Below are 25,884 nucleotides of genomic sequence, written 5' to 3'. Positions count from 1 at the left end.
ATCGCAGGGCTCACCTCATCGCGCGACGATGGTGGCGCCGTCCTCCCGAGCCGCGACGGTCTCGCCGATGACCGGCGCCCCGGGAATCTCGCCGATCACGAGCAGACCACCGGAGGTCTGCGCGTCTGCGAGCAGCACGAGGTCGTCCTCGTCGACGTTCGGCCCGTCGACGCGGAGGTGCGGACGAACCCAGTCGAGGTTGCGCCTGCTCCCACCGGGAACGAAGCCGTCGCGCAGGCCTTCGCGGGCTCCGGCGACGATCGGCACCGCGTCGTGGTCGAGCACCGCGGTGATTGCCGAGGCACGGGCCATCTTGTGCAGGTGGCCGAGCAGACCGAAGCCCGTGACGTCGGTCGCCGCTCGCACTCCGGCCGCGAGGGCCGCTTCACTCGCGGCCGCGTTGAGCGTCGTCATCGCCGCCACGGCCTCCTCGAAGCGCTCACCAGTGGCCTTGTGCCGGTTGTTGAGGATGCCGACGCCGATGGGCTTGGTGAGGCTGATGGGCAGCCCCGGTTCGGCGGCGTCGTTGCGCAGCAACCGGCCCGGATCGGCGACGCCGGTGACCGCCATGCCGTAGATCGGTTCGGGTGAGGTGATCGAGTGGCCGCCGGCGACCGGGCAGCCCGCCTCGCGGCCGATGTCGAGCCCTCCACGCAGCACCTCGGTGAGCACCTCGTTCGGCAGCTTGTCTACCGGCCAGCCGACGAGGTTGATCGCGAGCACCGGGCGTCCGCCCATCGCGTAGACGTCGGAGAGTGCGTTGGCGGCGGCGATGCGGCCCCAGTCGTAGGCGGAGTCGATCATCGGGGTGAAGAAGTCGGCGGTCGAAATGACGGCCGTGCCGTGCCCGTTCGCCCCACCCTCGATCCGCACGGCGCACGCGTCGTCCCCGGCGTCGAGACCGACGAGCAGGTCGGGGTGGCTCTGGCCGACGAGCCCGGCGACGACCTCCTCGAGCTGGCCGGCGGGCAGCTTGCACGCGCAGCCGCCACCGGCGGCGAACTGGGTGAGTCGGATCTCGGCCACGGGAGGCTCCTTCGGCGGCGAGCGAGACGAGCGGCGAACGTGTCGACCACGGTGTCGCCACGACTCTAACCCCCACCGCCGACGACCCTCCCTCGGGCAAGTCCGCGAGCTCGACCGGCCAGGCGCCCGAGCGATCCGATGCCCCTACAGTGGGTCGCGGAGGCGTCTGGGTTCCTGGTGGGCCCCCCGGTCTTCAAAACCGGCGAGGTCGAGTATCTCGGTCTGGCGGGTTCGATTCCCGTCCGCCTCCGCTACGGCGGCCGGGGTCGTCCGACGCGAGTCGACGGCCCCGGCTGCACCCTTCTCTGGTCATGCGCAGCATGCGATCGGTCTGCGTCTCGCCCACGTCGCGGACCCGAGGCGCGCGTACCCGCGGCCCTTGGCAGGATCGAGTGATCGAGAACGAGACGGGCGGAGGGCGACGCGATGGGCATGGCCGAGGCGGCTTGGACACCCGAGGAAGGGCTCGACGCGGCGCGTGCCGCGTTCCGTGCGGCCTTCTCCACCGAGCCCGATGAGGTGTGGGCGTCGCCGGGGCGCGTCAACCTCATCGGTGAACACACCGACTACAACGGCGGGCTCTGTCTGCCGATCGCCCTCCCCCACCGCACCTACGTGGCCGCGTCGCGACGCGACGACGACCAGGTGCGCATGACGACGACCCTCGCCGACGCAGACAGCCGGCCGGAGCAGTGGACCGGCACGCTCTCCGACATCCGCCCCGGTGGGGTCGAGGGCTGGGCCGCCTACGCCGCGGGCCCCGCGTGGTCGCTTCGCAACGCGGGCATCGCGGTGCCCGGCACCGACCTCGCGATCGCCTCGTGCGTGCCGCTCGGCGCGGGCCTGTCGTCCTCTGCTGCGCTCGAATGCGCGACCGGCCTCGCGTTCTCCTCGCTCGCCGGCACTCCGCTCGACGGTGACGACGCTCAGCGCGCCCAGCTCGCCGAGCTGTGCGTCGAGGCCGAGAACGAGGTGGCCGGTGCGCCGACCGGAGGCATGGACCAGGCGGCATCGCTGCGCACTCGCGCCGGCCACGCGCTGCTGCTCGACTGTCTCGACGGCTCGATCCGGCAGGTGCCGCTCGATCTCGAGCACGCCGGCCTGCGTCTTCTCGTCATCGACACCCGCGCGTCACACTCCCTCACCGACGGTCAGTACGGCGAGCGGCGGTCGGCGTGCGAGGCGGCGGCGGCCCAGCTCGGGGTCGTGACCCTGCGCGAGGTGAACGATCTCGATTCGGCGCTCGCCCGGCTCGACGACGAGGTCGCCCGGCGGCGAGTGCGACACGTCGTCACCGAGATCCAGCGCGTGCTCGACGTCGTCGCCGGGGCGGAGGCCGACGACTGGCCCACCGTGGGCGGGTTGATGAACGCCTCCCACGTCTCCCTCCGCGACGACTACGAGGTGAGTTGCATCGAGCTCGACGTCGCGGTCGAGGCGGCCGTCGGTGCGGGCGCCCTCGGGGCACGAATGACCGGAGGCGGGTTCGGCGGCAGCGCCATCGCGCTCGTGCGAACCGACGACGTCGACCGGGTGGCCGACGCGGTTCTCTCTGCGGCCACGTCACACGATCTCGTCGAACCCGAAGTCCACGTCGTCGCACCGGCCGGCCCGGGGCAGCGCTTCGCCTGAGTCGGCACCCGGCGCGATCGCCTCAGACCACGCGATAGTCGTCGCCGAGTTCGGAGGACATGAGCCACCGCAGCTCCTCGGCCTCGACGTCGTCCACGCCACCGGCATCGGACCACTCGAGCAACCGCGCGTTGACCTCGGAGGTGAAGCAGCCGACGGTGCCGTTCATCGTCACGACGTCACCGCGGATCGGCAGGTCTCCGGGCGCGTCGAGGTCGAGTTCGACGACGGCGGGCTCGCGGTGTTCGGCGGCGGGGATCTCGGTGAGGCTCGACCGGCCGAGGTGGGCGAGTTGCAGCGTGACCGCGAGTCCGCCGACCTCGTCCTTGACCCGGCGGCCCAGCCATCGACCGAGCGCCTCGTAGTCGCCGATGCCGGCGCGCGGCAGCCAACCGCGGTCGGGATCGAAGTCGCGGTTCCACCGATCGGCCCAGTCGCGCAGGTGGTCGGCGAGTTCGCCCGGCAGGTCGACCTCTTCGGGCTCGACGGGGCGCCCGTCGAACCACAGCGGCGACTCCCACCCGGTGGCCGTGGTGAGCAGCAGCCCGGTGATCTCGGCCGGGTCGACCGGAGTGGTGTCGATGTCGTCGGCGTCGACGAAGTCGGCCGCCACGTCGTGCCCGGCGAGCCGAGACGAGTGCGACGCCGGGTAGTCGGCCTCGGCGTACATCGGCGAACCGGAGGCGACGTCGACCTCGTAGTCCACCTCGACCGCGGGCTCGTCGTCCTCCTCGACGACCGCGATGAGCGGATCCTCGCGACGCTCGTCGGCCCAGACCGCGAGCAGATCCTCCTCCTCGTCCGCGGGCGCGGGCCGTGGGGCCGGGCCGGCGGGTGCGTCGCTCGCCGGGGCTGTCACCACGGTCAGCGGCTCGGTGATCGGGTCGACCGAGGACTGTGGCCCGTCGGATGCCCCGGACGCTCCGGGCGTCTCGGACGTCGGGTCTCGATCGACGACCGCCCGGCCACGATCGTCGCTCGTCACCCGGTCGCGGCACACCGCGAGCCAGTGTTCGGCCACCTGCTCGAACGGTTCGTCGTGGCCGGCCAGTCGTTCGTAGAGCCACGCCGCCGCCGCGCGTGCCCCCTCGACCAGCTCGGGCGGGTAGCCGAACTCGACACGGTGCTCCTCGAACTCGTCCTCGTCGTCGACGAGCAGCTCGCCGGAGAACCGCCGGATGACGTCGAGATCGAGGTCGATGGCGGTCACGCTGAGCACGCCGTCCGGCCGGTGCCACCACGTGGCCTGCGTGGTCACGTCGACGTAGACGCGCGAGGAGAACGTGCCCGCGTCGTCGTTGATGGTGGCGACCCACATGCCGTCGTGCGGATAGAGCGTCACCCAGTACGCGTCGGAGGTGAACTCGAGCCCGGGGCGCGCGATATGGGCTCCGGGCGCTCCACCCACCCACACGCCGTGGTCGTCGACGCCGAGGACGACGAGGTCGTACTCCCAGTGCGGGCGGCCGTCGTACTTGGTGAAGACGGCTCGCACCCGGGCTCCGAAGGGCAGCTCGGCGGGTGTCGGGGGCACCGCGTCCATGGGCTCTCCTCTCGTCTCCCCCATCATGACCGGCACGAACGTCCCGCCGCTCCCGAGACGCGCGGCTTCACCCGATAGTCTCGCGGGAGCCGCCGCCCGATCGGGTCTCGCCCGCACCTTCGACGAGGAGCCTGCCGATGACGCAGCACGATCCACGCCGTCGGATTCCCCGTACCGACGCCGTGCTCGCGGCACTCGACGACCTCGTCGACCGTCTCGGCTCCGAACGGGTCAAGGCCGCCGTGCTCGACGCCCAAGGGCGGGCGCGCAGTGGGGAGATCGCACCCGAGGAGGTCGAGACGGCCGCGCGGCAGGTCCTCTCGGAGCGCCCCGTGACGTCGATGCGTCCGCTGGTCAACGCCACCGGTGTCGTGCTGCACACGAACATCGGTCGTGCTGCGTTGTCGGATGACGCGATCGCGGCCCTCGCCGTGGCGGCGGGCCCGGTCGACGTCGAGTTCGACACCGAGACCGGAGTGCGCGCCCGCCGGGGTCGTGGCGCGCTCGCTGCGCTGGCCGCCGCCGTGCCAGACGCGGGTGGGGTGCTCGCGGTGAACAACGGCGCTGCCGCCCTCGTTCTTGCGACGACGGCGCTGGCGGTCGCACAGGGCCGTCCGGAGATCGTCATGAGTCGCGGCGAGATCGTCGAGATCGGCGACAACTTTCGGCTGCACGAGCTCATCGAGTCCACCGGCGCGACCATCGTCGAGGTCGGAACGACGAATCGCACGTGGGCGCAGGACTATTCAGCGGCGATCACGGAGCGCACAGGTCTCGTGCTCAAGGTGCATCCGAGCAACTTCGTCGTCGAGGGCTTCACCCACGGCGTCGACGTCGGCGAGCTCGCCGCACTGCTCACGCAGGCGCATCACGAGCGCGGTCTCGACGTCCCGCTCGTCGTCGACATCGGCAGCGGCCTGTTGACTCCCGACCCACTGTTGCCCGACGAGCCCGACGCGACGAGCACCCTCGCCGCGGGCGCCGATCTCGTGACCTCCAGCGGCGACAAGCTGCTCGGCGGCCCGCAGGCGGGCATCGTCCTCGGACGGGCCGAGCTCGTCGAACGGATGCGTCGTTCTCCCCTCGCGCGGGCCGTGCGGGTCGACAAGCTCACCCTCGCCGCGCTCGAGGCCACCCTCACCGGCGGCGTCACACCCACCCACGCGGCGCTGCACGCCGATCTCGCCACGCTGCGGCGCCGCAGCGAACGTCTCGCCGAACGGTTGCAGGAGAACGGAATCGCGGTCGAGGTCGTCGACAGCGACGGCGCCGTCGGAGGCGGCGGTGCCCCCGGCGTCGTCCTGCCCGGAGTCGCCGTCGCGATCGACGACGCACTCGCCGTGCCGTTGCGGCGCGCCGGTGTCGTGACCCGCACCCGCGGCGGGCGATGCCTGCTCGACCTGCGCGCCGTCCCGGCCGCCGACGAAGAGCGGTTGGTGGCGGCCGCTCTCGAGGTGACGCGGCCGGGCGAGACCCACGCACGGCCGGGAGAACCCACGCCGCCGCACCGGGCAGCGGCACCTGCCTCGACACCTGCCCCGACCACGGACGATTCCCCACAGAAGGCCACCGGCGTATGAGCACGATGACCGTCATCGCCACCGCCGGCCACGTCGACCACGGCAAGTCGACGCTCGTGCGGGCGCTCACCGGCATCGAACCCGACCGGTGGGAGGAGGAGCGCCGTCGCGCGCTGACGATCGACCTCGGATACGCCTGGACGACACTGGATTCCGGTCAGACCGTCGCCTTCGTCGACGTTCCCGGGCACCGCCGGTTCATCGGCAACATGCTCGCCGGGCTGGGCCCGGTGCCCGCCGTGATGTTCGTCGTCGCCGCCGACGAGTCGTGGATGCCGCAGAGCGCCGAGCACCTCGCGGCGGCAGCGGCGCTCGGCGTCGAGCACGTGCTGCTCGTCGTCACCCGGGCCGACCTCGCCGACCCCGCTCCCGCACTCGAGCGAGCCACGGCAGAACTCGCTGCCGCAGGCCTCACCCCCCGCGGCGCGGTCGCCGTCTCTGCTCGCACGGGCGCGGGGATGGACGAACTCCGGGCCGCGCTCGCCGCCCTCGTCGAGACGATGCCCGTGCCCGACCCCGAGGCGCGAGTACGTCTCTGGGTCGACCGGGCGTTCACGATCACCGGCGCGGGCACGGTCGTCACCGGGACCCTCGGCGGTGGGCGCATCCGCGTGGGCGACTCGCTCGACCTCGCCGGCAGCAGCGGCGAACACCGGTCGGCGCGTGTCACCGTACGCGGGCTGCACTCCCTCGAACAGTCGCGAGAGACCGTCGAGGCACCGGCCCGAGTGGCGGTCAACCTGCGCGGCGTCTCGGCCGACGAGATCCACCGCGGCGATGCCCTGCTCACCCCCGGCGCGTGGCCCTCGACCCGCGTCGTCGACGCCCGCCTCGTCACCCCGCCGCGGGCCGCCACCGGGACGCCCTACGGCTTCGAGACGGATCTGCCCGAACACCTCATGCTTCACCTCGGCACGACCGCGCGCGAGGTGCGGGTGCGGCCGCTCGGTTCGGGGACGACGAGCGAGCCGAGGCGCGACGGCCACGTGACGAGCGGGCGCGAGGGCGTTCGAGCATCCGCCGACGACCACTCCCCGTCGGCGGCCTCGGCCGTGCGCCTCACGCTCGCCGAACCGTTGCCTCTCGCCGCGGGCGATCGCGCCATCCTGCGGGATCCGGGCACGGGGCGTGTCGTCGGCATCGACATCCTCGACGTCGACCCTCCCGAACTGCGTCGTCGGGGCGCGGGCGCGCGCCGCGCCGAGGCACTCGCCGGCCGTGCGTCGGGGATCGACCTGCAGACCGAGGTCGCGGCCCGCGGGTTCCTCACGGTCGACGACGCACGACGGCTCGGTGTGACCGACGACGTCCTCGCCGACCCGCCGCCGGAGATCACCCGCCACGGTGACCTGCTCGTCGACCACGAGGTGTGGCTCGGATGGGTCGAGACGCTACGCGTGGTCACCGGCGAGTACGCCCGCACGCATCCGCTCGAGCCGTGGATGCCGGCCGAGGCCGCGCGCACGGCGGCCAGGATTCCCCGGCTCGACCTCATCGCACCCCTCGCCGAGGCCGCCGGACTCACGCACGCCCGCGGTCGGGTGCACGAGCCTGGCCTGCGCGCGAGCCTCGGAGCTGCGGAGGCAGGCCTCGCGGCCATCGAGGCCCGGCTCGCCGGCTCACCGTTCGCCGCGCCCGAGCGTCCCGAGCTCGACGCCGCCGGGCTCGGACCGCGCCAGATCGCCGCCGCCATCGAGGCCGGCCGCCTCATCCGTCTCGACGACGATGTACTGCTACAACCGATCGCCCCGGCCAAGGCGATGCGCGTCCTCACCGGCCTCCCCCAGCCCTTCACGACGAGCCAGGCACGCCAGGCCCTCGACACGACGCGTCGCGTCGCGATTCCCCTGCTCGAACACCTCGACGCCAAGGGCTGGACCCGCCGCATCGACGCCGGTCACCGCGAGATCGTCCGCTGACCTGCTCGAACAGGCACTTCCACCCCCAAACCCCGCTCGAACAGGCACTTCCGTCCACGACCCCCGCTCGGACAGGCACTTCCACCCACGGCCCCCGCTCGAACAGGCACTTTCACCCACCAAGCCCGCTCGGACAGGCGTTTTCGTCCGCGCCGTACGGACTCCGCGCAGGACCACACCACCCACCCGCCGCTCGAACAGGCGTTTTCGTCCACGCCGTACGGATTCCGCGCGAGAGGGCGTCACCCGGCGTGGACGAAAACGCCTGTCCGAGCGGGTACCGCCCGCGGCCCGGCACGCGGTCTCAGCCCGTCGGGTAGAGCGTCACCGCCTGGGCCTTCACCGAGGCGACGACGGGTGTGCCGGGTGCGAGCGCGAGGTCGTGGACGGCGGCGGGGCTGAGGTCGGCCGACATGCGCATGAGCGCGCCGTCGGGATGCGCCGACCTCACGGCCAGCGACACCCGCACGATCCCGCCACGATCCACGAGGTCGACGACGTCGCACGGCCACACGTTGCGGGGACTGCCCTCCGGAGCGACGGGGTAGAGAGCGACGGACGACGGTGGCCACACCGCCACGGCCCTCGCACCGACCGGGAGGTCACCGTCGAAGACGCCGTGAACGCCGAGGCCGCCGTCGACCCGAGCGACGACACCCGGCTGCGCGACCCGGCCGATCAGGTGGTTGACACCGGCGAGGCTGGCCGCGAACGCGCTGGTGGGAGCACGAAGCACGTCGGAGGTGGGGCCACATTCGACGATGTGCCCGTTCTCGATCACCGCGAGGTCGTCGGCGAGGGCGAGCACGTCGAGCAGGTCGTGGGTGACGAGGATGGTCGGCACGTGATGACGCCGAAGTTCGGTGCCGAGCACCCGGCGCATCTGCGGGGCGACGTCGACGTCGAGCGCGGCGAAGGGTTCGTCGAGCAGCACGGCGCGTGGCGTGATCGCGAGCGCCCGCGCGAGCGCGACCCGTGCCGCCTGGCCGCCGGACAGCTCATCCGGGTAGCGCCGAGCGAACCGGGCCGCGTCGACGTCTCGCAGGAGTGAGCGCGCGCGTTCCCGGGCCTCGACACGCGCGACACCCTGCGCCCGGAGGCCGAACTCGACGTTCGCCTGGACCCGCAGATGCGGAAACAACAGCGGGTCCTGCCCGAGCGCGGCGATCCGTCGACGATGTGTCGGTACATGGAGGCCACGCTCGGTGTCGACGAGAGTGTCGTCCCCGATCGCCAGTCGTGCCGTCGGTGCACGCAGCACTCCCGCGACGAGATCCAGAGTCGTGCTCTTGCCCGCACCGTTTGGACCGACGAGCGCGAGCGTGCGCCCGGCCTCGACTCGCAGGGCGGCGTCGTAACCCCGCTCGGGAAGACGCCCCGACCATACGAGGGTGCCCGGCACGTTCACACCGCCGTCGGCCGGCGTCGCGCCCCTGGTTCCGACCTCGGCGCTCACGCCGTCACCGCAGCCGTCTCGTCGTGTTCGATCCGGCCGCGGCCGGTGCGACGGCGTCCCTGCCGACCATGGTCGTAGGACACGGCGACGATGGCCATCGCCACGACGACGAGCAACAGCGAGAGCGCCATCGCGGCGTCGGGGTCGACCTCCCGCTGCAGGTAGATCTCGAGCGGCAACGTGCGGGTCACACCTTGCAGCGATCCGGCGAACGTGAGGGTCGCTCCGAACTCGCCCAGTGATCGGGCGAACGTCAGCGTCGCCGCCGACCGCAGCCCCGGCCAGACGAGCGGCAGTGTCACCCGGGTCAACGTGCGGGTCGGGGACGCACCGAGACTCGCCGCCGCTCGGTCGTAGCGCGTGCCGGCGGTGCGCAAGGCGCCCTCCAACCCGACGACGAGGAACGGCATCGCGACGAACACCTGCGCGAGCACGACCGCGAGCGTCGTGAACGCGATGCGGATGCCGGCTGCTTCGAGGTACTGGCCGAGAAGGCCCATGCGCCCGAAGGTGGCGAGCAGTGCGAGACCACCGACCACGGGCGGCAGGACGAGCGGCAGCAACACGATGCCGCGCACCCAACGCAGCCGCCTCGCCCACCGGTGACGGGCGAGCACCAGCGCCAGCGGCACCCCGAGCACCGCACACACGAGCGTGCTCGCCACCGACGTCTCGAGGCTGAGCCACAGCGCCGCCCGCGCCGATTCACTCGTCAGCAGCGCCGGCAGCTCGACCCACTCGACGCGCGAGAGCAGGCCGACGAGAGGCCCCACGACCACGATCATCGCGAGCGCGGCGGGCAGCCAGACCCACCGGGGAAGGGTGGGCATCAGCTCTGAGCGGCGGCCGGCGCACCGAAACCGGCCTTCCGGAGGGTGTTCCGGCCCTTCTCGCCGAGGACGGCGTGGACGAAGGCGTCGGCGGTGGCCTTGCGCCCCGGGTCCTCGCTGCCGTGCGTGGTCACCGCGATGGGATAGCGGTTGAGGATCGACCGGGCCTCGGGCGTGCCGATGGCCTTGACCGCGTCACCGGCCCCGGTGGCGTCGGTGACGTAGACCAGCCCTGCGTCGGCCTGGCCGGAGCTGACCTTGCCCAACACGTCGGTCACCTTGGATTCCTCGCTCACCGGCCTGACCATGATCCCCGTCTTGTCGAACAGCTCCTTGGTCGCTCTTCCGCACGGCACCTGAGGGGCGCACACGACGGTCGAGACGCCGGGCTTCGACAGATCGGAGAGTGTGGTGACACCGCCGGGGTTCGTGGGCGGAACGATCACCGTGAGCGTGTTCGTGGCGAACGGCTTCTGCGTGCCGCCGCTGACCGACCCGTTGTCGACGGCCGCCGTCATCTGCTTCTCGTCGGCCGAGGCGAAGACGTCTCCGGGCGCACCGGCACCGAGCTGGGTCGCGAGGTCGGAGGAGCCCGCGTACTGGAACTGGATGTCGGCACCGGTCTGCCGCTCGACCTCGGCCCCGATCTCGTCGAACACCTTGGTGAGTGAGGCGGCCGCGTACACGGTGATCGGCGCGTAGGCGCTGCCCGAGGCGCCACCGACGGCCGCACCGGGGGACGGCGCGGAATCGCTGCCGGTACAACCGGAGATGAGCAAGGCACCGCAGGCCGCGAGTGCGATGGCGGCGGCGTTCGTGCGGGGGTACGAACGGCTCACGCGAGTTCCCCCAGCGACTCGACGACGACCGTGGTCGCCTTGACGACGGCGGCCGCGAGGCATCCAGGACGCAGACCGAGGTCGTGCACGGCGTCGCTGCTCATGAGCGAGGTGATGACGAACGGGCCGCACCGGAGTTGCACCTGCGCCATGACCGCGTCGGTGCGCACGTCGGTGACGATGCCGACGAGCCGGTTGCGGGCCGAGGTCGGCGCGCCTCCTCCGGGAGCTTCGGCCGAGCGTCCCGCCGCGTAGGTGACGAGGTCGAGCCCGGCGATGCGCGTGCGGCCGTTCTCGTCCTTGCCGGCGGCGAGCTCGCCGCGAGCGACGGCACGACGCAGCGTGTCGTCGCTGACGCCGAGCAGGATCGCGGCCGAGCGCACGTCGAAGACGTCCTTGGGTGCAGATGCGTCCCTCATACTGAGACTGTACCCGCATTCGCGCGCGTTTCAGCCCTCGCGAGACGCATCCTCACCCTCCTACGGCCGCTCGCCCGCAGCGGGTCGACGAGCCGGGAGGGGCCGGCACCATGCCCCGCGCGAGCCTCGCTCCCGCCCGCCTCTTCTGCCTGCCGAGTCGATCCACCTCGACCGCCCTCCCCGCCGGGGGGGGTCACCTACGCTGGCGCCATGACTGCTACGCGACTCCTGCCCAGTTCGGAGGCCGAGGACCTCATCGCCATGACCCGAGAGGTCTGCGACGACCGCCTTCGTCCGATCGTCGACGAGATGGAGGCCCGGGCGGAGTTCCCGCGCGAGATCTTCCGGTTCCTCGGCGACCAGGGGCTGCTGACCCTCCCCTACCCGGAAGAGGTCGGCGGCGGCGGGCAGCCGTACGAGGTCTACCTGCAGGCGCTCGAAGAGATCGCCTCGGCATGGATGAGCGTGGCGGTCGGGGTGTCGGTGCACTCGCTGACGTGCAATCCGATCTTCGCGTTCGGCAGTGACGAACAGAAGTCCCGGTTCCTCGAATCCATGCTCGACGGCAGCCAACTCGGCGCGTACTGCCTCTCGGAGCCGGACGCCGGATCCGACGTCGCGGCCATCTCGACGCGTGCCCGCCGCGAGGGCGACGAGTACGTGCTCAACGGCGTCAAGGCGTGGATCTCGCACGCCGGCCACGCCGACTTCTACACGACCTTCGCGCGCACGAGCGACGACGGGCCCCGTGGCCTGTCGTGCTTCCACGTCCCCTCCGGCACCGCTGGCCTGGAGTTCGCGCCACCGGAGCGCAAGATGGGCCTCGACTGCGACACCGTCGGGCAGGTCATCTTCAACGACGTGCGCCTCCCGGCCGACCACCTCGTCGGCGCGGAGGGCCAAGGGATGACGATCGCGCTGTCGGCGCTCGACGCGGGTCGCCTCGGCATCGCGGCCGCTGCGACGGGACTCGCCCAGGCCGCCCTCGACCAGGCCGTGGCCTACGCGAAGGAGCGCAAGGCGTTCGGCCGGCCGATCGCGGAGTTCCAGGGTCTCGCGTTCCTCCTCGCCGAGATGGAGGCCGCCGTCACCAGCGCTCGCGCGAGCTACCTGCACGCCGCCCGGCTCAAGGACGCCGGCAAGGCGATGAGCAAGGAGGCCTCGGTCGCCAAGATGATCTGCACCGACGCCGCGATGCGGGTGACGACCGACGCCGTGCAGGTCTTCGGCGGTTACGGCTACACGAAGGACTACCCGGTCGAGCGCTACATGCGCGAGGCCAAGGTCACCCAGATCTTCGAGGGCACCAACCAGATCCAGCGCCTCGTCATCTCCCGCCACCTGCTCAAGTGACCTGCTCGGACAGGCGTCTTCACCCCATGAAGCCGGGTGGACACGCCTGTCCGGGCGCTTTCACGGGCCTGCGCGGGGCGTGTTCTCGCCGGGTCAGGGCTTGGCCGCGACCTGGGCCAGCTTGGCGGCGAGCTCGGCGTCGGTGAGCAGCCCCTTGGCGTGCAGGTCGGCGAGTACACCCATGAGCACGCCCTTGTCGGCGTCGGCCTGAGCCGCCACGGGTGCGGGAACGGGTCCGGGAGCTGCGGCGATCGTGGCGGCGTCGGCCGCGTCGGCCTGAGCGGCGGCGGCCGCGGGGACGTCGACACCGGGGGTCGCGGGGGCTTCGGCCGGCGCGGCGGCCGGTCGTGGCGCACGCAGCGCCTCCCTGCGGATGGGCACCCGGCCGCGGGTGCCGGGCCGGGTGACCTCGAGCACGAGACCGGGCACGAGTTCGCGCAGTCGCGCGACGAGCCGACCGGAGTCCTCGACGTGCATCTTGCGCACGACCAGTCGGCCCGAGGCAGTGGTGAGGGCGAAGCCGTCGTGCACGACGGGGTCGTAGTCGAGCTTCTGCACGCCGGCCAGGTCGTGGTCGCGGTAGTGGTACTTGGAGTAGTCGTCCCGCAGGCCCATGACGCGCTTGTCGGTGAGGATGAGCAGCCCGTCACCACCGGCGTAGAGGCACGCGGCCAACTCCTGCACCGTCTCCTCGGGATCGATGATCTCGTGCAGGTTCTTGATGGCGGTGCGCGTCCCGAACGTCACGCGCATACGGGCCTCGGCCTCGGCGATGTCACGGCGTGGCGAGCTCATGATTTCACCTACGGCAGTTGCGAGGTCGACCTGAGCAACGCCGGGGGTGACCCGCCACGCATACCTCACGGCGACGCTTCAGGAGCGCCGCGTCGTTCTGCGCCCGTGAGGTGCCGACCGGGGCAACGCCGCGGGCGCCGGCCGAGAGGACACGACCGGCGCCACACGACGCTCAGCCGGCGAGCGCCTTCTTGACCGCTGCGGCAACCCGCCCACCTTCGGCGCGCCCGGCGACCTGGGCCTGGGCGGCCTTCATGACCTGCCCCATCTGCGCCATGCCGGTCGCACCCGTCGAGGCGACGGCGTCGGCGGCGATGCGGTCGAGTTCGGCGTCGTCGAGTTGGGCGGGCAGGTAGGTCTCGAGCACGGCGAGCTCGGCACGCTCCCGCTCGGCGAGTTCGGGACGACCGGCGTCGTCGTAGGCGGTCGCGGACTCCTTGCGCTTCTTGGCCTCCTTGCCGAGCACGGCGAGGACGTCGTCGTCGGTGAGCTCGCGGTGTTCCTTGCCGCCGACCTCCGCGTTCGTGATGGCGGTGAGGGCCAGCCGAAGGGTGGCGGAGCGGACCTGGTCGCGTTCGCGAATCGCGGTGTGCAGGTCGCCCTGGATCGATTCCTTGAGGCTCATGCGCCCATTCTCGCCGACGTCGCTACGCGGTGTCGCCGGGGATGACCGCCCGCGAGAACACCGAGGACTCGTTCCAACTCCCACGCCCGGTGAGGACCGGCACGAGGGCGGGGCCGTGCCCCAGCGCGACACCGATGCGAGCGGCCAAGGCCACCGTCTCGGCGACGACCTCGGGGTGCGGGGCGAACTCGATGTCGGCGGCGCGGGCGATGTCGTAGCCGTGGACGATGAGTTCGAACGTGCGCGTGGGCAGGTAGTGGGAGAGCAGCATGCCGCCGGCGAGCGTGGAGACGACGGGGTCGACGTTCATGGGGATCTTGTCGAGCACTCCCCGCACCTGACGCGCGAGCCCGGCGAACGCGCCCGGGATGTCGTCACCGAGGGCCGTGCCCGCCTCCACGCCGCGTTGGGCGATCTTGTCGTCCTGGTTCTCGGAGTCGGCGATCCACACGTAGTAAGCGCGCGGGTCGGGGCAGGTCACGGTGGTCGCCGGCATCTTGAGATAGGTGATCACCGTCGACATCGCACGGCTCGTGTGGCCGATGAGGCCGCGCATGTCCCAGGCACCGAGCCCCGGGCCGGCGAGAACGTCGGGCCGTACCCGCGAGACGAGCTCAGCGACGGCGTCGGTGGTGTCGAGAAAACTGCGACGGGGCTCCATGAACGAAGGATGGTCGCGACGGACGCGGACGACAAGACCCCTGCCCACCTGACGAACATCGAAGACCGCCAGGTCGACTGGGCGTCGAATCAGTGCGTGGAGTAGCGCTACCCGCGGGCCGTGAGGATGCGCGGGGGCGCCACGGACCGTTCGCCAGAGGGGTCTCAGGTCCGGCGTCAGGCGTATCGACGCATCGTCGACAGAGCCGATACGCCGTATCCGCCGCCGAAGAGGACGGCGTGCACGAGCAGCGGCACGAGTTGGTACCACTCGATCCGCTCGCGCCAACCCTCTCCGAGGGGATGGTGTTCGTCGTACGCCGCGAAGGCCTCGGGGCCGAATCCGCCGAACAGGTGCATCATCGCGAGGTCGATCTCGCGGTGGGCGTAGTGACAGGCCGGGTCGATGAGCCAGTTGCGACCCGCGGCATCGACCACTCTGTTGCCGGCCCACAGATCGCCGTGGACGAGAGCGGGAGGCTCGGTCGGGCCGCACAGGTCGGCGACCCGGGGTTCGAGCCGGTCGAGCACCTGGCGCGCGTCGGGGTCGAGACTGCCCGCCTGCACCGCCGCCTCGACCAGGGGCCGCAAGCGCCGGGTCAGGTAGAACTCCGGCCAGTCCGTCGTCGGGGTGAGGTCGACGGGCATCGAACCGATGTACCCGGCCTTCTCCGTGCCGAGGCCACCGAAGGTCGCGTTCGTCGTGCGGTGCAGGTGCGCCAGGCCGCGGCCGAGCGTGGCCTCGGTCTCGGAGCTGCGTCGACCTCCCAGCTCGATCCACTCGAGGACCAGGCCCGAGTCGCTCTCGCGCACGACCTCCGGGACCCCGATCCAGTCGGGCGCGTGCTCCCGTAGTTCGCGCAGCCCGTCGGCCTCACGGGCGAACATCGCCGGGGTGGGGTGCCGGGACGTCTTGCAGAACAGAGGGCCGTCCGGGGTCTCGATCCGGTAGGCATCGGCGATGTCTCCACCGGACACCGGTGTGGCGTCGCGGATCTCGAGTCCGTCGACGAGCTCGTCGGGCAGGCGCGGTCGCATCCCCCATCCCTATCGCATCGGGGCCGCGTCGACTCCTCCGGCGGCGATCCCCACAGGGAAACCCTGTGCAACAACGGGACGAGGTCCGCCTGCGTGGCCAAGGATGACGACAAGCGAGAGACGAAGGAGAGCCATGAGTGACCACGACGCGCACCCCTGGATGAACGAGGACCTCACGCCCCGTGAGCGGGCCCTCGCCCTCGTGCAGGCCATGACGCTCGAGCAGAAGATCTCCCAACTGCACGGCGCGATGGAGACCATCGACATCTACGGCATGTCGAACGCCATCGACCCCGAGGACGAGGAGGGCATGGCCCAACTCACCGCGCAGATCCGCATCGAACGTCACGTCGCCGCCATCGACGAACTCGGCATCCCGCGCTTTCGCATCACGAACGGCCCGGTCGGCGTCGGCATGGGCGACGGCACCCCGTCCCCGCCCGCGACGGCGTTGCCCATGACCATCGGCGTCGCGGCCTCCTTCGACCCCCGGCTCGCCCACGAGTACGGCGACATCATCGGTGACGAGGCAGCCGCCCTCGGACAGCACGTCCTCGAAGGTCCCGGAGTCTGCCTGCACCGCACCGCCACCGCCGGCCGCAACTTCGAGTACTTCTCCGAGGACCCGTACCTGACCGGCGTCATGGGCGTAGAGGTCACCAAGGCCATCCAGAGCCACGGAATCATCGCCATGGCCAAGCACTACGTGGTCAACGACCAGGAACACGAACGGTTTCGCACCAACGTCGAGGTCGACGAGTACGTGCTGCGAGAGATGTACCTCCTGCCGTTCGAGATGTGCGTCAAGGACGGGCAGGTCGCGGCCATCATGAGCGCCTACAACCGGGTCCGCGGCACCTACGCCACCGAGCACCGCTACCTGCTCAACGACGTCCTGCGCCGGGACTGGGGTTTCGAGGGTTACGTCCAGTCCGACTTCTGGTCGACCCGCTCGGCCGCGGCGTCACTCAACGCCGGGCTCGACCACGAGATGCCCGACGCCAAGTGGCTGAACCAGGAGAACATCAAGAACGCGCTCGATGACACGAGCCTCGAGATCGAACTCGTCGACCGGGCGCTCGTACGCCGGTACACGCAGATGTTCCGGTTCGGCCAGTTCGGCCGGCCGTACGCCCCCGTCGAGATCGACGCGCAGCGGAACGGCGCGATCGCGCGTCGCATCGGCGCCGACATGGCCGTGCTCCTCAAGAACGACGACGCCCACGGCGAGCGCCTCCTGCCCCTCGACAAGGACGCGGGTTCGATCCTCATCGTCGGCCAGGCCCGATACGCGGCCACCGCGACGCAGGGTGGCGGCGGTTCGTCCAAGGTGGACCCGCTGTACACCGTGGACCCGGAGCCGGGATTCATCGACGTCGTCGCGGAGCTCGGCGGGTCGGCCACGGTGAGCAGCTTCATCGTCGAGGAGGACCTGTCCAACCTCGACGCCGCGGTCAAGGCGGCGAAGGGCGCCGACGTCGTGGTCGTCATGGCCGGGTTGATCGCCACCGAGGGGGCCGACATGCCGAGCATGGACATGCCGCGCCGCCAGTCCGACATGATCACGCGCCTCCTGGGTGCCAACGAGCGCACGGTCGTCGTCCTCAAGAACTCGGCCCCCGTGCTGCTGCCGTGGATCGACGCCGCCAGGGCCGTCATCGAGGTGTGGAACCAGGGCGCGGAGGACGGTCACGTCGTCGCCGACCTGCTGCTCGGCAAGGTGAACCCGAGCGGCAAGGTGCCAACCACGTACCCCCGCTGGGGCGAGGACACCCTGGTCCACGGCCACGAGGAGCGTTACCCCGGCGTGAACCTGGGCGAGGGCTACGACACGATCACGTACAGCGAGGGCCTGCAGATGGGGTACCGCTGGCATCAGGCGAACGACGTGCGCCCGCTGTTCGCGTTCGGGCACGGCCTGTCGTACACGTCGTTCGAGGTGTCGGGGGTCTCGGTGGACGCCGGCGCGACGCCGGGATCGGTGCCCGTCATCGTGCGGGCGACGGTGACCAACACCGGCGATGTCGACGGCGCCGAGGTCGTCCAGGTGTACCTCGGCGTGCCCGGCGGCACGGGTCAGCCGCCCAAGCGTCTCGTGGCCTTCGAGAAGGTTCGGGTCGCCGCGGGTGCCTCCCAGAGCGTCGAGATCGTCGTCGATCCGCAGGCCACCCACCACCCGCTGTCGGTGTGGAGTTGCGCGGAGCACGGATTCGTCGTGCCCTCCGGGGAGTTCACGGTCTACGTGGGCACCTCCAGCGAGGACGACTCCCACGTGAGCACCTTCACCGTCGCCTGATCCCCGTTCGCGCGTCAGTGGGGAGTGTCGCCGTGGCGCAGGCGTTCGTCGTCGTCGAGACCTGCCATGCCCCAGCGGACGGCGGCGACACCGAAGCGCCCGGCCCCACGCGCCACCGGCCGCGCGAACGCGGGCATCCGGATGTCGAGTTCGCCTCGGGCCCAATCGGGCAGGAGCGCGATACCACCCGCGGCGAGCAGCGCGTACCCGGGCTTCGCGGCGAGCGGCAGAGGGGGTTCCTTCAGCAGGAACTCGGCCGCCTCCTTGGCGGCGGGTGACGCGACGAGCTCGGGGCGGAACGCCTCGAGCTGGGCGTCCAGCTCGGCGACGGTGCGCGGTAGACCGGTTCCACCGAGCATCTCACCGCTCTTGCGAGCCTGGTCGACGAACAGATCCGCCTGGTCCGGGGTCAGGGGCCGGTCGGAGTACGCCTGGTGGGCGGCGAGGAAGCACCATGTCTCGGCGACGTGGACCCAGCGCAGCAGATGGGGGTCGCTCGCGCGGTAGGGCCGCCCGAGGTGGTCCTTGCCGCGGACGCGTTCGTGGATGCCGCGGACGTGGTCGATGGCCTCGGTCGCGTGCTCGATGGTCCCGAACGTCACGGTCGCGAGGTAGTGGCTGGTCCGTTGGAGGCGCCCCCACGGGTCGCCCTTGTAACCGGAGTGACCGGCCACGCCCGCCATGGCCTGCGGGTGCAACGACTGGAGCAGCAACGAGGCGATGCCGCCGGGGAACATGGCGGCGTCCTGGTTGACGATCCAGATCGGGTCGTCCTCGGCGAACCACCGCGGGCCGGGTGTCTGCCAGATGCGCTTGGCGGCCTCGGGCGCGTCCTGACCCGCGACGCGGTCGCGCAGCGCCTTCCCCAGGCGATTCTGTGCGCGACGCATCGCGGTGGCCGCAGCGCCGACGACGAGCTCGACAGCGCGTCGAGCGGGTGGCATGGTCACCCGTCGAGCGTACGGACCTCCTGAAGCCGCCGCACCCGCGGCCGGTCCCCGTTCAGGCGTGAGTTCGAGAGGGCGGGCGTCCGGCAGCGCCGCAGGGAGGGCGTCGTGACGGGCCCGGTCGCTCGGGACGATGATCGCCACCCCGGGGCAGACGGCCCGTGACCCCATGGTTCGCCCACGCGAGCGATCGAGCGCACCCCCGCCAGGCGCGTCTGCGCCATACCGGCGATGCTGGGCAGTACCGCTGTCCACCACCCCGACGAGGAGAGACATGACCGACATCCAGAACCTCATCGAGAAGCTGCCCACCGGCCTCTTCATCGGCGGCGAGTGGCGCGAGGCCACCGGGGGCGCCACGTTCGAGGTGCGCAACCCGGCGAACGGCGAGGTCATCACCTCGGTCGCCGACGCCACTCCGGACGACGGCAAGGCCGCGCTCGCCGCCGCCGCGGACGCTCAGGCCGAGTGGGCGGCGACCCCACCGCGGGACCGTTCGGAGCTCCTGCGTGCCGCATTCGACCTGCTCGTCGAGCGCAGCGAGGATTTCGCGACGCTCATGACGCTCGAGATGGGCAAGCCACTGGCCGAGGCGCGGGGTGAGGTGACGTACGGCGCGGAGTTCTTCCGCTGGTTCGCCGAGGAGGCCGTGCGCATCCACGGCTCGTACATGCCCGCACCCAACGGTGCCTCGCGCCTGATGACGATGAAGCAGCCGGTCGGCCCGTGTCTGATGATCACGCCGTGGAACTTTCCGCTGGCCATGGGCACCCGCAAGATCGGGCCGGCGCTCGCGGCGGGGTGCACGATGGTCGTCAAGCCGGCCTCGGAGACGCCGCTGACGATGCTCGCGCTCGTCGCCCTCCTCGAGGAGGTCGGGGTGCCGAAGGGGGTCGTCAACGTCATCACGACGAGCTCGTCGAACGAGGTCATGGAGCCGCTGATCCGGGACCCGCGGGCCCGCAAGCTCACGTTCACGGGCTCCACGGGGGTCGGTCGCAAGCTCGTCGAGCAGTCGGCCGAGCAGTTGTTGCGGCTGTCGATGGAGCTCGGCGGCAACGCACCGTTCATCGTGTTCGAGGACGCCGATCTCGACGCCGCGGTCGAGGGCGCGATGGCGGCCAAGATGCGCAACATCGGCGAGGCGTGCACGGCGGCCAACCGCTTCTACGTGCACGAGTCGGTGGCGGCGCAGTTCAGTGAGAAGTTCGCCGAGAAGATGCGGGCGTTGAAGGTCGGCGACGGCCTGACAGAGGGTGTCACGGTCGGCCCGCTCATCACCGAGAAGGCGGTCAAGGGCGTGCAGGAACTCGTCGACGACGCGGTCTCGGCGGGCGCGAGAAAGGTGTGCGGAGACGAGTCCGTACCCAGCGAGGGGCATTTCTTCCCCCCGACCGTGCTCCTCGACGTCCCGGCCTCCGCCGATATCGCGCGCCAGGAGATCTTCGGCCCCGTCGCGGCGCTGCAGACGTTCACCGACGAGGACGACGTCGTCGCCCGCGCCAACGACACGGAGTACGGACTCGCGTCGTACTTCTACACGCGCGACCACGCCCGGGCGATGCGCGTCGCCGAGTGCCTCGCCTACGGGCTGGTCGGCGTCAACGCCGGCGTCATCTCCAACGCCGCCGCCCCGTTCGGCGGCATCAAGGCCTCCGGCTTCGGACGCGAAGGCGGGTTCGAGGGCATCGACGAGTACCTCGAGGTGAAGTACGTCGGCATGGCCTTGTGAGGCGAAGGCCGAGCACCCCTGCCGCCCGGAAACGGCGGCTGTCTCGGCGAGAGGGTCGTGAGACTCGCCGCACGTCGACTCGGATCGGGTCGGCGTGCGGCGCGGTCTTTGTGGGCCGGCCCAGGCTGTGGTCGTGAGAATGGCCCGGCCGCCCGCGTAGCCGCATCGTCTCCCCGTAACCGACCAACAGCGCCGCGCTTGTACCACTACGACCAGGGGGACCTCGCGGGGGCGTTTGACTAGCGCCATCGGTCAGGACCCCGATGACCGCGTGTTCTAGTCACCGCAGACCGAGAAAGACCGCGTGATTCAACGGACTGCTTTCGCCGCGTGCATCCACAGGATGACGTCGAGATGCCGGAGGCGAAGGCCCGGGTCGTCGAGGTGTGCGCCTCGATCGATTGCCTCAGCGATGACTTCGTCGAGACGCGCTGCGATGTTGCTGTCGCGCAGGATGCCGGCGAACACGGCCCAATTGCGTGCATAGTCCGGCGTGAGCTCGAGAAGCTTCAGAACGAGACGGTCCCGCACCGGGAACAGGTGCGGCCTCTTGCGGGCACACAGCTTCGATGCCGTGACCCACGGATTCCTGCCCAGCAACGATTTCGTCGTCTCCTGCAGCGCCGCCATCGCCGGCATATGTCTGGCTGCATCATCGTCCTCGATCCGCGCGTCTGTAGGCAGCGCTGATAGCAGTTCACGCAGCTGCTCGGTTCCCGCAGGCGATGTGATCCGTCGGATCGACCGAGGCATGATCTTGATGGACAGGGTGGTAACGGCCAACAGGTCGGTCGGTGTGACACGCAGCGGGTCGTTAGGGAGCAGACCTGTGAACAGCGCCCCCGCATATCACCACTTGGAGAGTAGTAGCGGGTCAATGCCTCGATGGGAGCCTGCCCCTGCAACGTCCCCGCAGCGATCTCGATGGCGCGCAGCGCGGTGTCGTCCACGAACCAGGCCATACTCTCGACACTCATTGCGAGCCTCTCCGGGCATAACGCGCCAGGTCGGCTCGGGCAGCTTTGAGCTCCCGCCGAGGAGTCGGCACGTGAGTGAGGTTCAATGGGGGATCCAGCTCGATCAGCAGGTGCCGCTCGACGCGACTGAGCGGCACACAACCGGCGGGCTTGGGCCAAATTGCGAGAGTGAGGTTCTCGCTCATCCACTCGGTCAAGGCATTATCTCCCTTCGACTCCAGCGCGTAGTGGGTCAACGCGTTCCTGCCCGTTCCGCGACTCACGGGCACCAACCCGAGTTCGCGAGCCAGCAGCGCCGCCAGGCTGCGGCGCAGCGTCGATTGACCCGTCCGGCCCGTGGCGAAGTGCGACTTCACGTCCCGCGACCGCAGGCTCGACTCGGCTTTGCCGAGGTACAGCAACGAGTCGGCGCTCTTGACCTTGAGCTGACGACGGGCGCCCGGCCCAGCGTGCACGGCGTACAGCCCTGGTCGCTCGACCGCGACCGAATCGTGGCATTCCAACGGCTTACCCCGCGCCAGCGCTTCACGCGCCAGCCCGGCATACTCCACGAGCGACTTGGACCCCGTCTCGGACACCACGACCCCCTCGCTGTTCCGCCGCTGCCGCGGTCGGCTGGTCGATCGGAACGCATGTAGCGGTCCACCTATCTGGGTAGGCGGTGGAAGTCGCCCCACCCGCAATCGGCGCACGCACACGCGGCTGCGACTCGCCCACTCGCCGGGCACAGTAGCGACGCGCGGGCGCCCGCGTCAGCAGCGACTCCATTGGCCTCAGCCCGAAACAGACGCACCTCTTACCTGATCGGCTTCTGGACATCGCTTTGAGATCAGTTTGCCGCCGTAAGATGCAGTTGCGAACGGACGACTCCCTGACGTGCAACGATCTGGAGTGCTTGGACTGCGAGGACCACTCTGCCTCGAGGTGGTCGAACCAGTGCTGCGCCGGATTCGAAGGCCCCTTCACAGGGGCGGCGGATGACGAGCCTACCTACAGAGCTGGAGATGGGACTCGAACCCACAACCACCTGTTTCCTCACGTCGATGTCGGACGTAGACGAATGCGCACGGAACAGCCCTCTGGCCTGCACACTCACTGTTCCACGTTCACTGTAAGACCCGGTTACTCACGGCCATGACCCGCTAGTAAACGGGCAGTAAGTGGGCAGTCCGCAGGTAAGCGGCCCCGGCCGGCAACGCACGCCGACCAGGGCCTCGACGAGAGGCGGTCTCGCCGTGACCACATTGTCAACCATCCCGATGACGACCACGGTCGTCGTCCCTTCCACCACGAGCGTGCGTGACGTGCTGCGCGAGCACGTCGTCGCGTTCGCTGACCGCGTCCACCGCGACTCTGACCGGGCCGCGCAGCGCGCTGGCCTCACCGTGCACCGCGCCGGCCTCACCGGCCGGTCCTACCGCTCGCCCATGTTCGACACCCTCGGGGGTGCCCGATGACGATGGACCGTTGGGACAGCACCGGCCGTGAGGTCGACGAGATCGTGTTCGCCGAACCGGTCGAGGTCGTCCGCAAGCCGATCACGCCCAAGCTGGTGCGCCCGGTCGTGCACGCCACGGTCGTGGGCGCGCGGGAGTCCAGCGTCCGCGCCGGCCACGCTGCGGCGTTCCACGGGGCCCGCGTGCCGGTGTACCTCGCCCGCATCGTGGCCCGCTCCCCGGTCGGGGCGTGGCGGTCCCTGGTGTGGTTCCTGCGCTGGGTGCTCGACGCCGAGGGGCGTCGGGTGCGGGCGTCCATGTCGGGGGCGGAGAACACCGGCACCACAGAGGCAAGCGCCTACTTGCGGGTGCAGCAGGAGCACCGGGAAGCCATGAAGCTGCGGGCCGTCGCCGCGGCCGTCGTCGCCGCGGTCGCCGCGGTGCTCCTCGTGGCTGCGCTCCTCGCGTGGGGCACCACGGCCATGATCGTGGCCGGCGTCGCCGCGGTCCTCGTCCTGGGCGTCATCGGCCGCGGGGAGGAGACCCTGCGGGTCGGGCCCGCCGTGCATGAGGCCGGCCCCCCGCGCCTCACGGCCGACCTGGTCGTCACCGCCCTGGGCACCCTCGGCATCGGCGAGCTGAACAAGGCACTGCGCGAGGACCAGAACGCGGTGAGGTTCACCTCGCCGGTGTGCCGGGACGGCTCCGGGTGGCGGGTGGACCTCGACCTTCCCCCGGGCGTGACTGCTGGGGACGTCATCGAACGACGCTCCCGCCTGGCCTCCGGTCTGCGCCGCGCCGAATCCGCGGTGTGGCCGGCCCCTGGCGACCAGCACGCCGGCCGCCTCACCATCTACGTGTCCGACAGGCCGATGGACGCCCGGAAACCGGTCCGGTGGCCCCTCCTCGAGCGGGGACGGACCTCCTACTTCGAGCCGCTCGTCGTCGGCGCGGACGAGCGCGGTCGCCCGGTGTCCCTCACCCTCGCGGGAGCCTCCTGCATCGCCGGTGGCGTGCCCAGGTCGGGCAAGACCGTGGGGGTGCGTGTCCTGGCCCTCGCCGCGGCCCTCGACCCCCTCGTCGAGCTGCACATCGTGGACGGCAAGGGTGGCGCGGACTGGCTCCCGTTCGAACCCATCGCCACGTTCTTGTGCGTCGAGGACGACGACGAGGGCCTCGAACGAGTCATGACCGATCTTCGGGCGGTCCAGGCGGACATGCGCCGCCGCTACCGGACCCTGCGGACCCTCCCGCGGGAACAGTGCCCGGGCGGCAAGGTGACCGCTGACCTCGCCGCGCAGCGCAAGCTCCGGCTCCACCCTGTCCTGTACGTCATCGACGAGTCGCAGGTCATCCTCACCGGCCCGGCCGGGAAGGAAGCCGCGGGCATCGTCGAGGATTTGATCCGGCGCGGGCCCGCAGCCGGGATCACCCTGGTCCTCGCCACCCAACGGCCCGCGAAGGAGTCGATTCCCACCGGGGCGTCGGCGAACGCCTCGCTCCGGCTCGCGTTCCGCACGATGGACCACACCTCATCCGACATCATCCTCGGCACGGGTGTGGGGACCGCCGGCTACAGAAGCAACACCTTCGCCCGCGGCGACGTCGGACTCTCCTGGGTGCTCGCCGACGGCGACGACCCATCCCTGTGCCGGTGGGCGTACGTCGACGGCGACGACGCCGCAACGGTCATCGCCCGGGCCCGGGCCGACCGGGAGAAGCGCGGCCTGCTCCCGCGGCAGGACGAGGAACCGGCGCCGGACCTCCTCGCCGACATCCTGGCCGTCTGGCCGGCCGGGGACCGGCGACGACTGTGGTTCGACGAGCTCGCGGACCGGTTGACGCTGACCGGGCAGACCGTCACCGCCGAGTCACTGTCGGCCTCGCTCCGGGCCCACGACATCCCGTCCAAACAGGTCTCCCGCAAGGTCGACGGCGTCACCGTGAACCGTCGCGGAGTGGCCCGTGAGGACGTCGTCACCGCACAAGCAGCACGGCAAGCGGCAAGCACCGCCGCTTGCACACCGACAGGCACGTGACCTGCACGAAAGCACGGCAAGCGCTAGACCCGACCCCCACAGAAAGGCCCCATCATGCTCGAAATCCTCATCGGCCACGCCATCCAGATCGCCGCTGTCTGCATCGGCATCCGATGCCTGTGGCGAGCCGCCCTCGGTAAGCCCATGTTCGGCAACAACAACAAGGAGAACTGACATGAACACAACGACGATGCCCGTGACCTGGGCCCAGACGATGACCCGGTGCGACGACCGCGAGGCCGCGGACTGGCCGGCCGGCCCCGGCGAGTACCTGGCCGTCACCACGCACGAGGTGCGCCTCGATATCCACCAGGCCGTGAACGTCGACGCCGCCGGCACCGTGACCCCGATCCCGGGCGATGACGGCGCGGTGCTGATCGACGCCTGCCGCATGGACGACATGACGCCCGCGGAAGCGCGGAGGTACGCCGCCGACCTGCTCGACGCCGCCGACCTCGTCGACCGGATCACTGCCGGTCGCGCCTGACCGCTGCGACGAAGAGGCGGCCCCGGCATCGTGCCGGGGCCGCCTCCTATGTCCTCGGGGACGGACGCCCTATCTCGTCACCCCGGCATGCCAGTCGATGTGCCGTTGCAGAGAATCCGGCTGGTACGGAACCAGCGCCGAGCACGTGATGCACTCATACCCATCGCGATGCACCACCGTGTGGAAGTAGGGCCGCCACGGGTCTGGATCACTCAGCGGCGACCGCGAATAGGCCACTCGATCAGGGTTCGACAT

22 protein-coding genes and 1 tRNA gene are annotated in these 25,884 nt (G+C 70.8%); 10 read left to right on the top strand and 13 right to left on the bottom strand.

Annotated features, from left to right (window positions below; genetic code table 11):
- Window positions 1–15: 15 nt before the first annotated feature.
- Window positions 16–1,026, bottom strand: coding sequence for a selenide, water dikinase SelD (selD, locus tag BN1197_RS11255; RefSeq protein ID WP_040159510.1), 1,011 nt, complete (start codon window positions 1,024–1,026; stop codon window positions 16–18).
- A 158-nt stretch (window positions 1,027–1,184) separates the two neighbouring features.
- Between selD and BN1197_RS11250 the strand changes: the two genes are divergently transcribed.
- Both BN1197_RS11250 and galK read left to right on the top strand, forming a co-directional pair.
- Window positions 1,185–1,277: transfer RNA gene (locus tag BN1197_RS11250), tRNA-Sec, on the top strand.
- Window positions 1,278–1,458: 181 nt separating this feature from the next.
- Window positions 1,459–2,658, top strand: coding sequence for a galactokinase (gene galK / locus BN1197_RS11245; RefSeq protein ID WP_095999906.1), 1,200 nt, complete (start codon window positions 1,459–1,461; stop codon window positions 2,656–2,658).
- 22 nt (window positions 2,659–2,680) lie between these two features.
- Here the strand turns inward: galK and BN1197_RS11240 are convergent, their stop codons facing one another.
- Entirely contained in the window at window positions 2,681–4,201 is a 1,521-nt protein-coding gene (locus tag BN1197_RS11240; RefSeq protein ID WP_052466550.1) for a ribonuclease FAU-1 family protein, read from the bottom strand.
- A gap of 137 nt (window positions 4,202–4,338) precedes the next feature.
- Between BN1197_RS11240 and selA the strand changes: the two genes are divergently transcribed.
- Together selA and selB are read left to right on the top strand one after the other, a co-directional pair.
- Window positions 4,339–5,781, top strand: a complete 1,443-nt coding sequence (selA, locus tag BN1197_RS11235; RefSeq protein ID WP_082043818.1) for an L-seryl-tRNA(Sec) selenium transferase — start codon at window positions 4,339–4,341, stop codon at window positions 5,779–5,781.
- Window positions 5,778–7,700 (top strand): selenocysteine-specific translation elongation factor, encoded by a 1,923-nt coding sequence (gene selB, locus BN1197_RS11230; protein ID WP_082043817.1) that lies wholly within the window; start codon window positions 5,778–5,780, stop codon window positions 7,698–7,700. Before selA ends, selB begins: the two co-directional genes overlap by 4 nt.
- A gap of 304 nt (window positions 7,701–8,004) precedes the next feature.
- On the opposite strand, the gene BN1197_RS11225 is transcribed toward selB, so the two are convergent.
- The 4 genes from BN1197_RS11225 to BN1197_RS11210 are packed head-to-tail and all read right to left on the bottom strand — an operon-like array spanning window position 8,005 to window position 11,244.
- Complete coding sequence (locus BN1197_RS11225) at window positions 8,005–9,156, bottom strand: sulfate/molybdate ABC transporter ATP-binding protein (protein WP_245851897.1); 1,152 nt, start codon at window positions 9,154–9,156, stop codon at window positions 8,005–8,007.
- Entirely contained in the window at window positions 9,153–9,986 is an 834-nt protein-coding gene (locus BN1197_RS11220) for an ABC transporter permease (RefSeq protein ID WP_052466548.1), read from the bottom strand. Before BN1197_RS11220 ends, BN1197_RS11225 begins: the two co-directional genes overlap by 4 nt.
- Window positions 9,986–10,825 (bottom strand): molybdate ABC transporter substrate-binding protein, encoded by an 840-nt coding sequence (gene modA, locus BN1197_RS11215; RefSeq protein ID WP_245851895.1) that lies wholly within the window; start codon window positions 10,823–10,825, stop codon window positions 9,986–9,988. The genes BN1197_RS11220 and modA overlap by 1 nt, the downstream gene beginning before the upstream one ends.
- A complete protein-coding gene (locus BN1197_RS11210) occupies window positions 10,822–11,244 on the bottom strand; it encodes a TOBE domain-containing protein (RefSeq protein WP_052466546.1) in 423 nt (140 codons plus the stop codon). The genes modA and BN1197_RS11210 overlap by 4 nt, the downstream gene beginning before the upstream one ends.
- 210 nt (window positions 11,245–11,454) lie before the next feature.
- Here BN1197_RS11210 and BN1197_RS11205 point away from each other — a divergent pair, with 210 nt between their 5' ends.
- Window positions 11,455–12,597, top strand: coding sequence for an acyl-CoA dehydrogenase family protein (locus BN1197_RS11205; protein ID WP_040159503.1), 1,143 nt, complete (start codon window positions 11,455–11,457; stop codon window positions 12,595–12,597).
- A 93-nt stretch (window positions 12,598–12,690) separates the two neighbouring features.
- Here BN1197_RS11205 and BN1197_RS17355 read toward each other — a convergent pair whose 3' ends face one another.
- The 4 genes from BN1197_RS17355 to BN1197_RS11185 form a co-directional block, all read right to left on the bottom strand.
- Entirely contained in the window at window positions 12,691–13,392 is a 702-nt protein-coding gene (locus BN1197_RS17355; protein WP_040159501.1) for a hypothetical protein, read from the bottom strand.
- 172 nt (window positions 13,393–13,564) lie between these two features.
- A complete protein-coding gene (locus BN1197_RS11195; protein ID WP_040159499.1) occupies window positions 13,565–14,017 on the bottom strand; it encodes a GatB/YqeY domain-containing protein in 453 nt (150 codons plus the stop codon).
- A gap of 22 nt (window positions 14,018–14,039) precedes the next feature.
- Window positions 14,040–14,678, bottom strand: coding sequence for a maleylpyruvate isomerase N-terminal domain-containing protein (locus tag BN1197_RS11190; RefSeq protein WP_040159497.1), 639 nt, complete (start codon window positions 14,676–14,678; stop codon window positions 14,040–14,042).
- A gap of 176 nt (window positions 14,679–14,854) precedes the next feature.
- Window positions 14,855–15,715 carry a fructosamine kinase family protein gene (locus BN1197_RS11185; protein WP_040159495.1) on the bottom strand — a complete coding sequence of 287 codons (861 nt, stop codon included), beginning with the start codon at window positions 15,713–15,715 and terminating at the stop codon, window positions 14,855–14,857.
- Window positions 15,716–15,848: 133 nt separating this feature from the next.
- On the opposite strand from BN1197_RS11185, the gene BN1197_RS11180 reads away from it, so the two are divergent.
- Window positions 15,849–18,011, top strand: coding sequence for a beta-glucosidase family protein (locus BN1197_RS11180; protein ID WP_040159493.1), 2,163 nt, complete (start codon window positions 15,849–15,851; stop codon window positions 18,009–18,011).
- A gap of 14 nt (window positions 18,012–18,025) precedes the next feature.
- On the opposite strand, the gene BN1197_RS11175 is transcribed toward BN1197_RS11180, so the two are convergent.
- Entirely contained in the window at window positions 18,026–18,955 is a 930-nt protein-coding gene (locus tag BN1197_RS11175; protein WP_040159808.1) for an oxygenase MpaB family protein, read from the bottom strand.
- A 277-nt stretch (window positions 18,956–19,232) separates the two neighbouring features.
- Here BN1197_RS11175 and BN1197_RS11170 point away from each other — a divergent pair, with 277 nt between their 5' ends.
- The gene (locus BN1197_RS11170; protein WP_040159491.1) at window positions 19,233–20,690 is read left to right on the top strand and encodes an NAD-dependent succinate-semialdehyde dehydrogenase; all 1,458 of its coding nucleotides are present in this window, start codon (window positions 19,233–19,235) and stop codon (window positions 20,688–20,690) included.
- A 309-nt stretch (window positions 20,691–20,999) separates the two neighbouring features.
- On the opposite strand, the gene BN1197_RS11165 is transcribed toward BN1197_RS11170, so the two are convergent.
- Together BN1197_RS11165 and BN1197_RS11160 are read right to left on the bottom strand one after the other, a co-directional pair.
- Window positions 21,000–21,515: a DUF6308 family protein gene (locus BN1197_RS11165; protein ID WP_261795948.1), complete on the bottom strand. Its 516-nt coding sequence runs from the start codon at window positions 21,513–21,515 to the stop codon at window positions 21,000–21,002.
- 148 nt (window positions 21,516–21,663) lie between these two features.
- Complete coding sequence (locus BN1197_RS11160; protein WP_052466544.1) at window positions 21,664–22,248, bottom strand: GIY-YIG nuclease family protein; 585 nt, start codon at window positions 22,246–22,248, stop codon at window positions 21,664–21,666.
- Window positions 22,249–22,902: 654 nt separating this feature from the next.
- Between BN1197_RS11160 and BN1197_RS11155 the strand changes: the two genes are divergently transcribed.
- From BN1197_RS11155 to BN1197_RS11145, 3 genes are all read left to right on the top strand, one after another.
- Complete coding sequence (locus tag BN1197_RS11155; RefSeq protein WP_141397272.1) at window positions 22,903–23,124, top strand: hypothetical protein; 222 nt, start codon at window positions 22,903–22,905, stop codon at window positions 23,122–23,124.
- Window positions 23,121–25,142, top strand: coding sequence for an FtsK/SpoIIIE domain-containing protein (locus BN1197_RS11150; protein ID WP_095999901.1), 2,022 nt, complete (start codon window positions 23,121–23,123; stop codon window positions 25,140–25,142). Before BN1197_RS11155 ends, BN1197_RS11150 begins: the two co-directional genes overlap by 4 nt.
- Before the next feature lie 175 nt (window positions 25,143–25,317).
- On the top strand, window positions 25,318–25,629 hold the full coding sequence (locus tag BN1197_RS11145; RefSeq protein WP_040159483.1) for a hypothetical protein: 312 nt from the start codon (window positions 25,318–25,320) through the stop codon (window positions 25,627–25,629).
- Window positions 25,630–25,884: the final 255 nt, after the last annotated feature.

The organism is Mobilicoccus massiliensis, from assembly GCF_000826525.2.
In the GTDB taxonomy this organism is placed as follows: domain Bacteria; phylum Actinomycetota; class Actinomycetes; order Actinomycetales; family Dermatophilaceae; genus Mobilicoccus; species Mobilicoccus massiliensis.
Note: the sequence above shows the minus strand (reverse complement) of the source record. Positions and strands in the feature narration are given on the sequence as shown.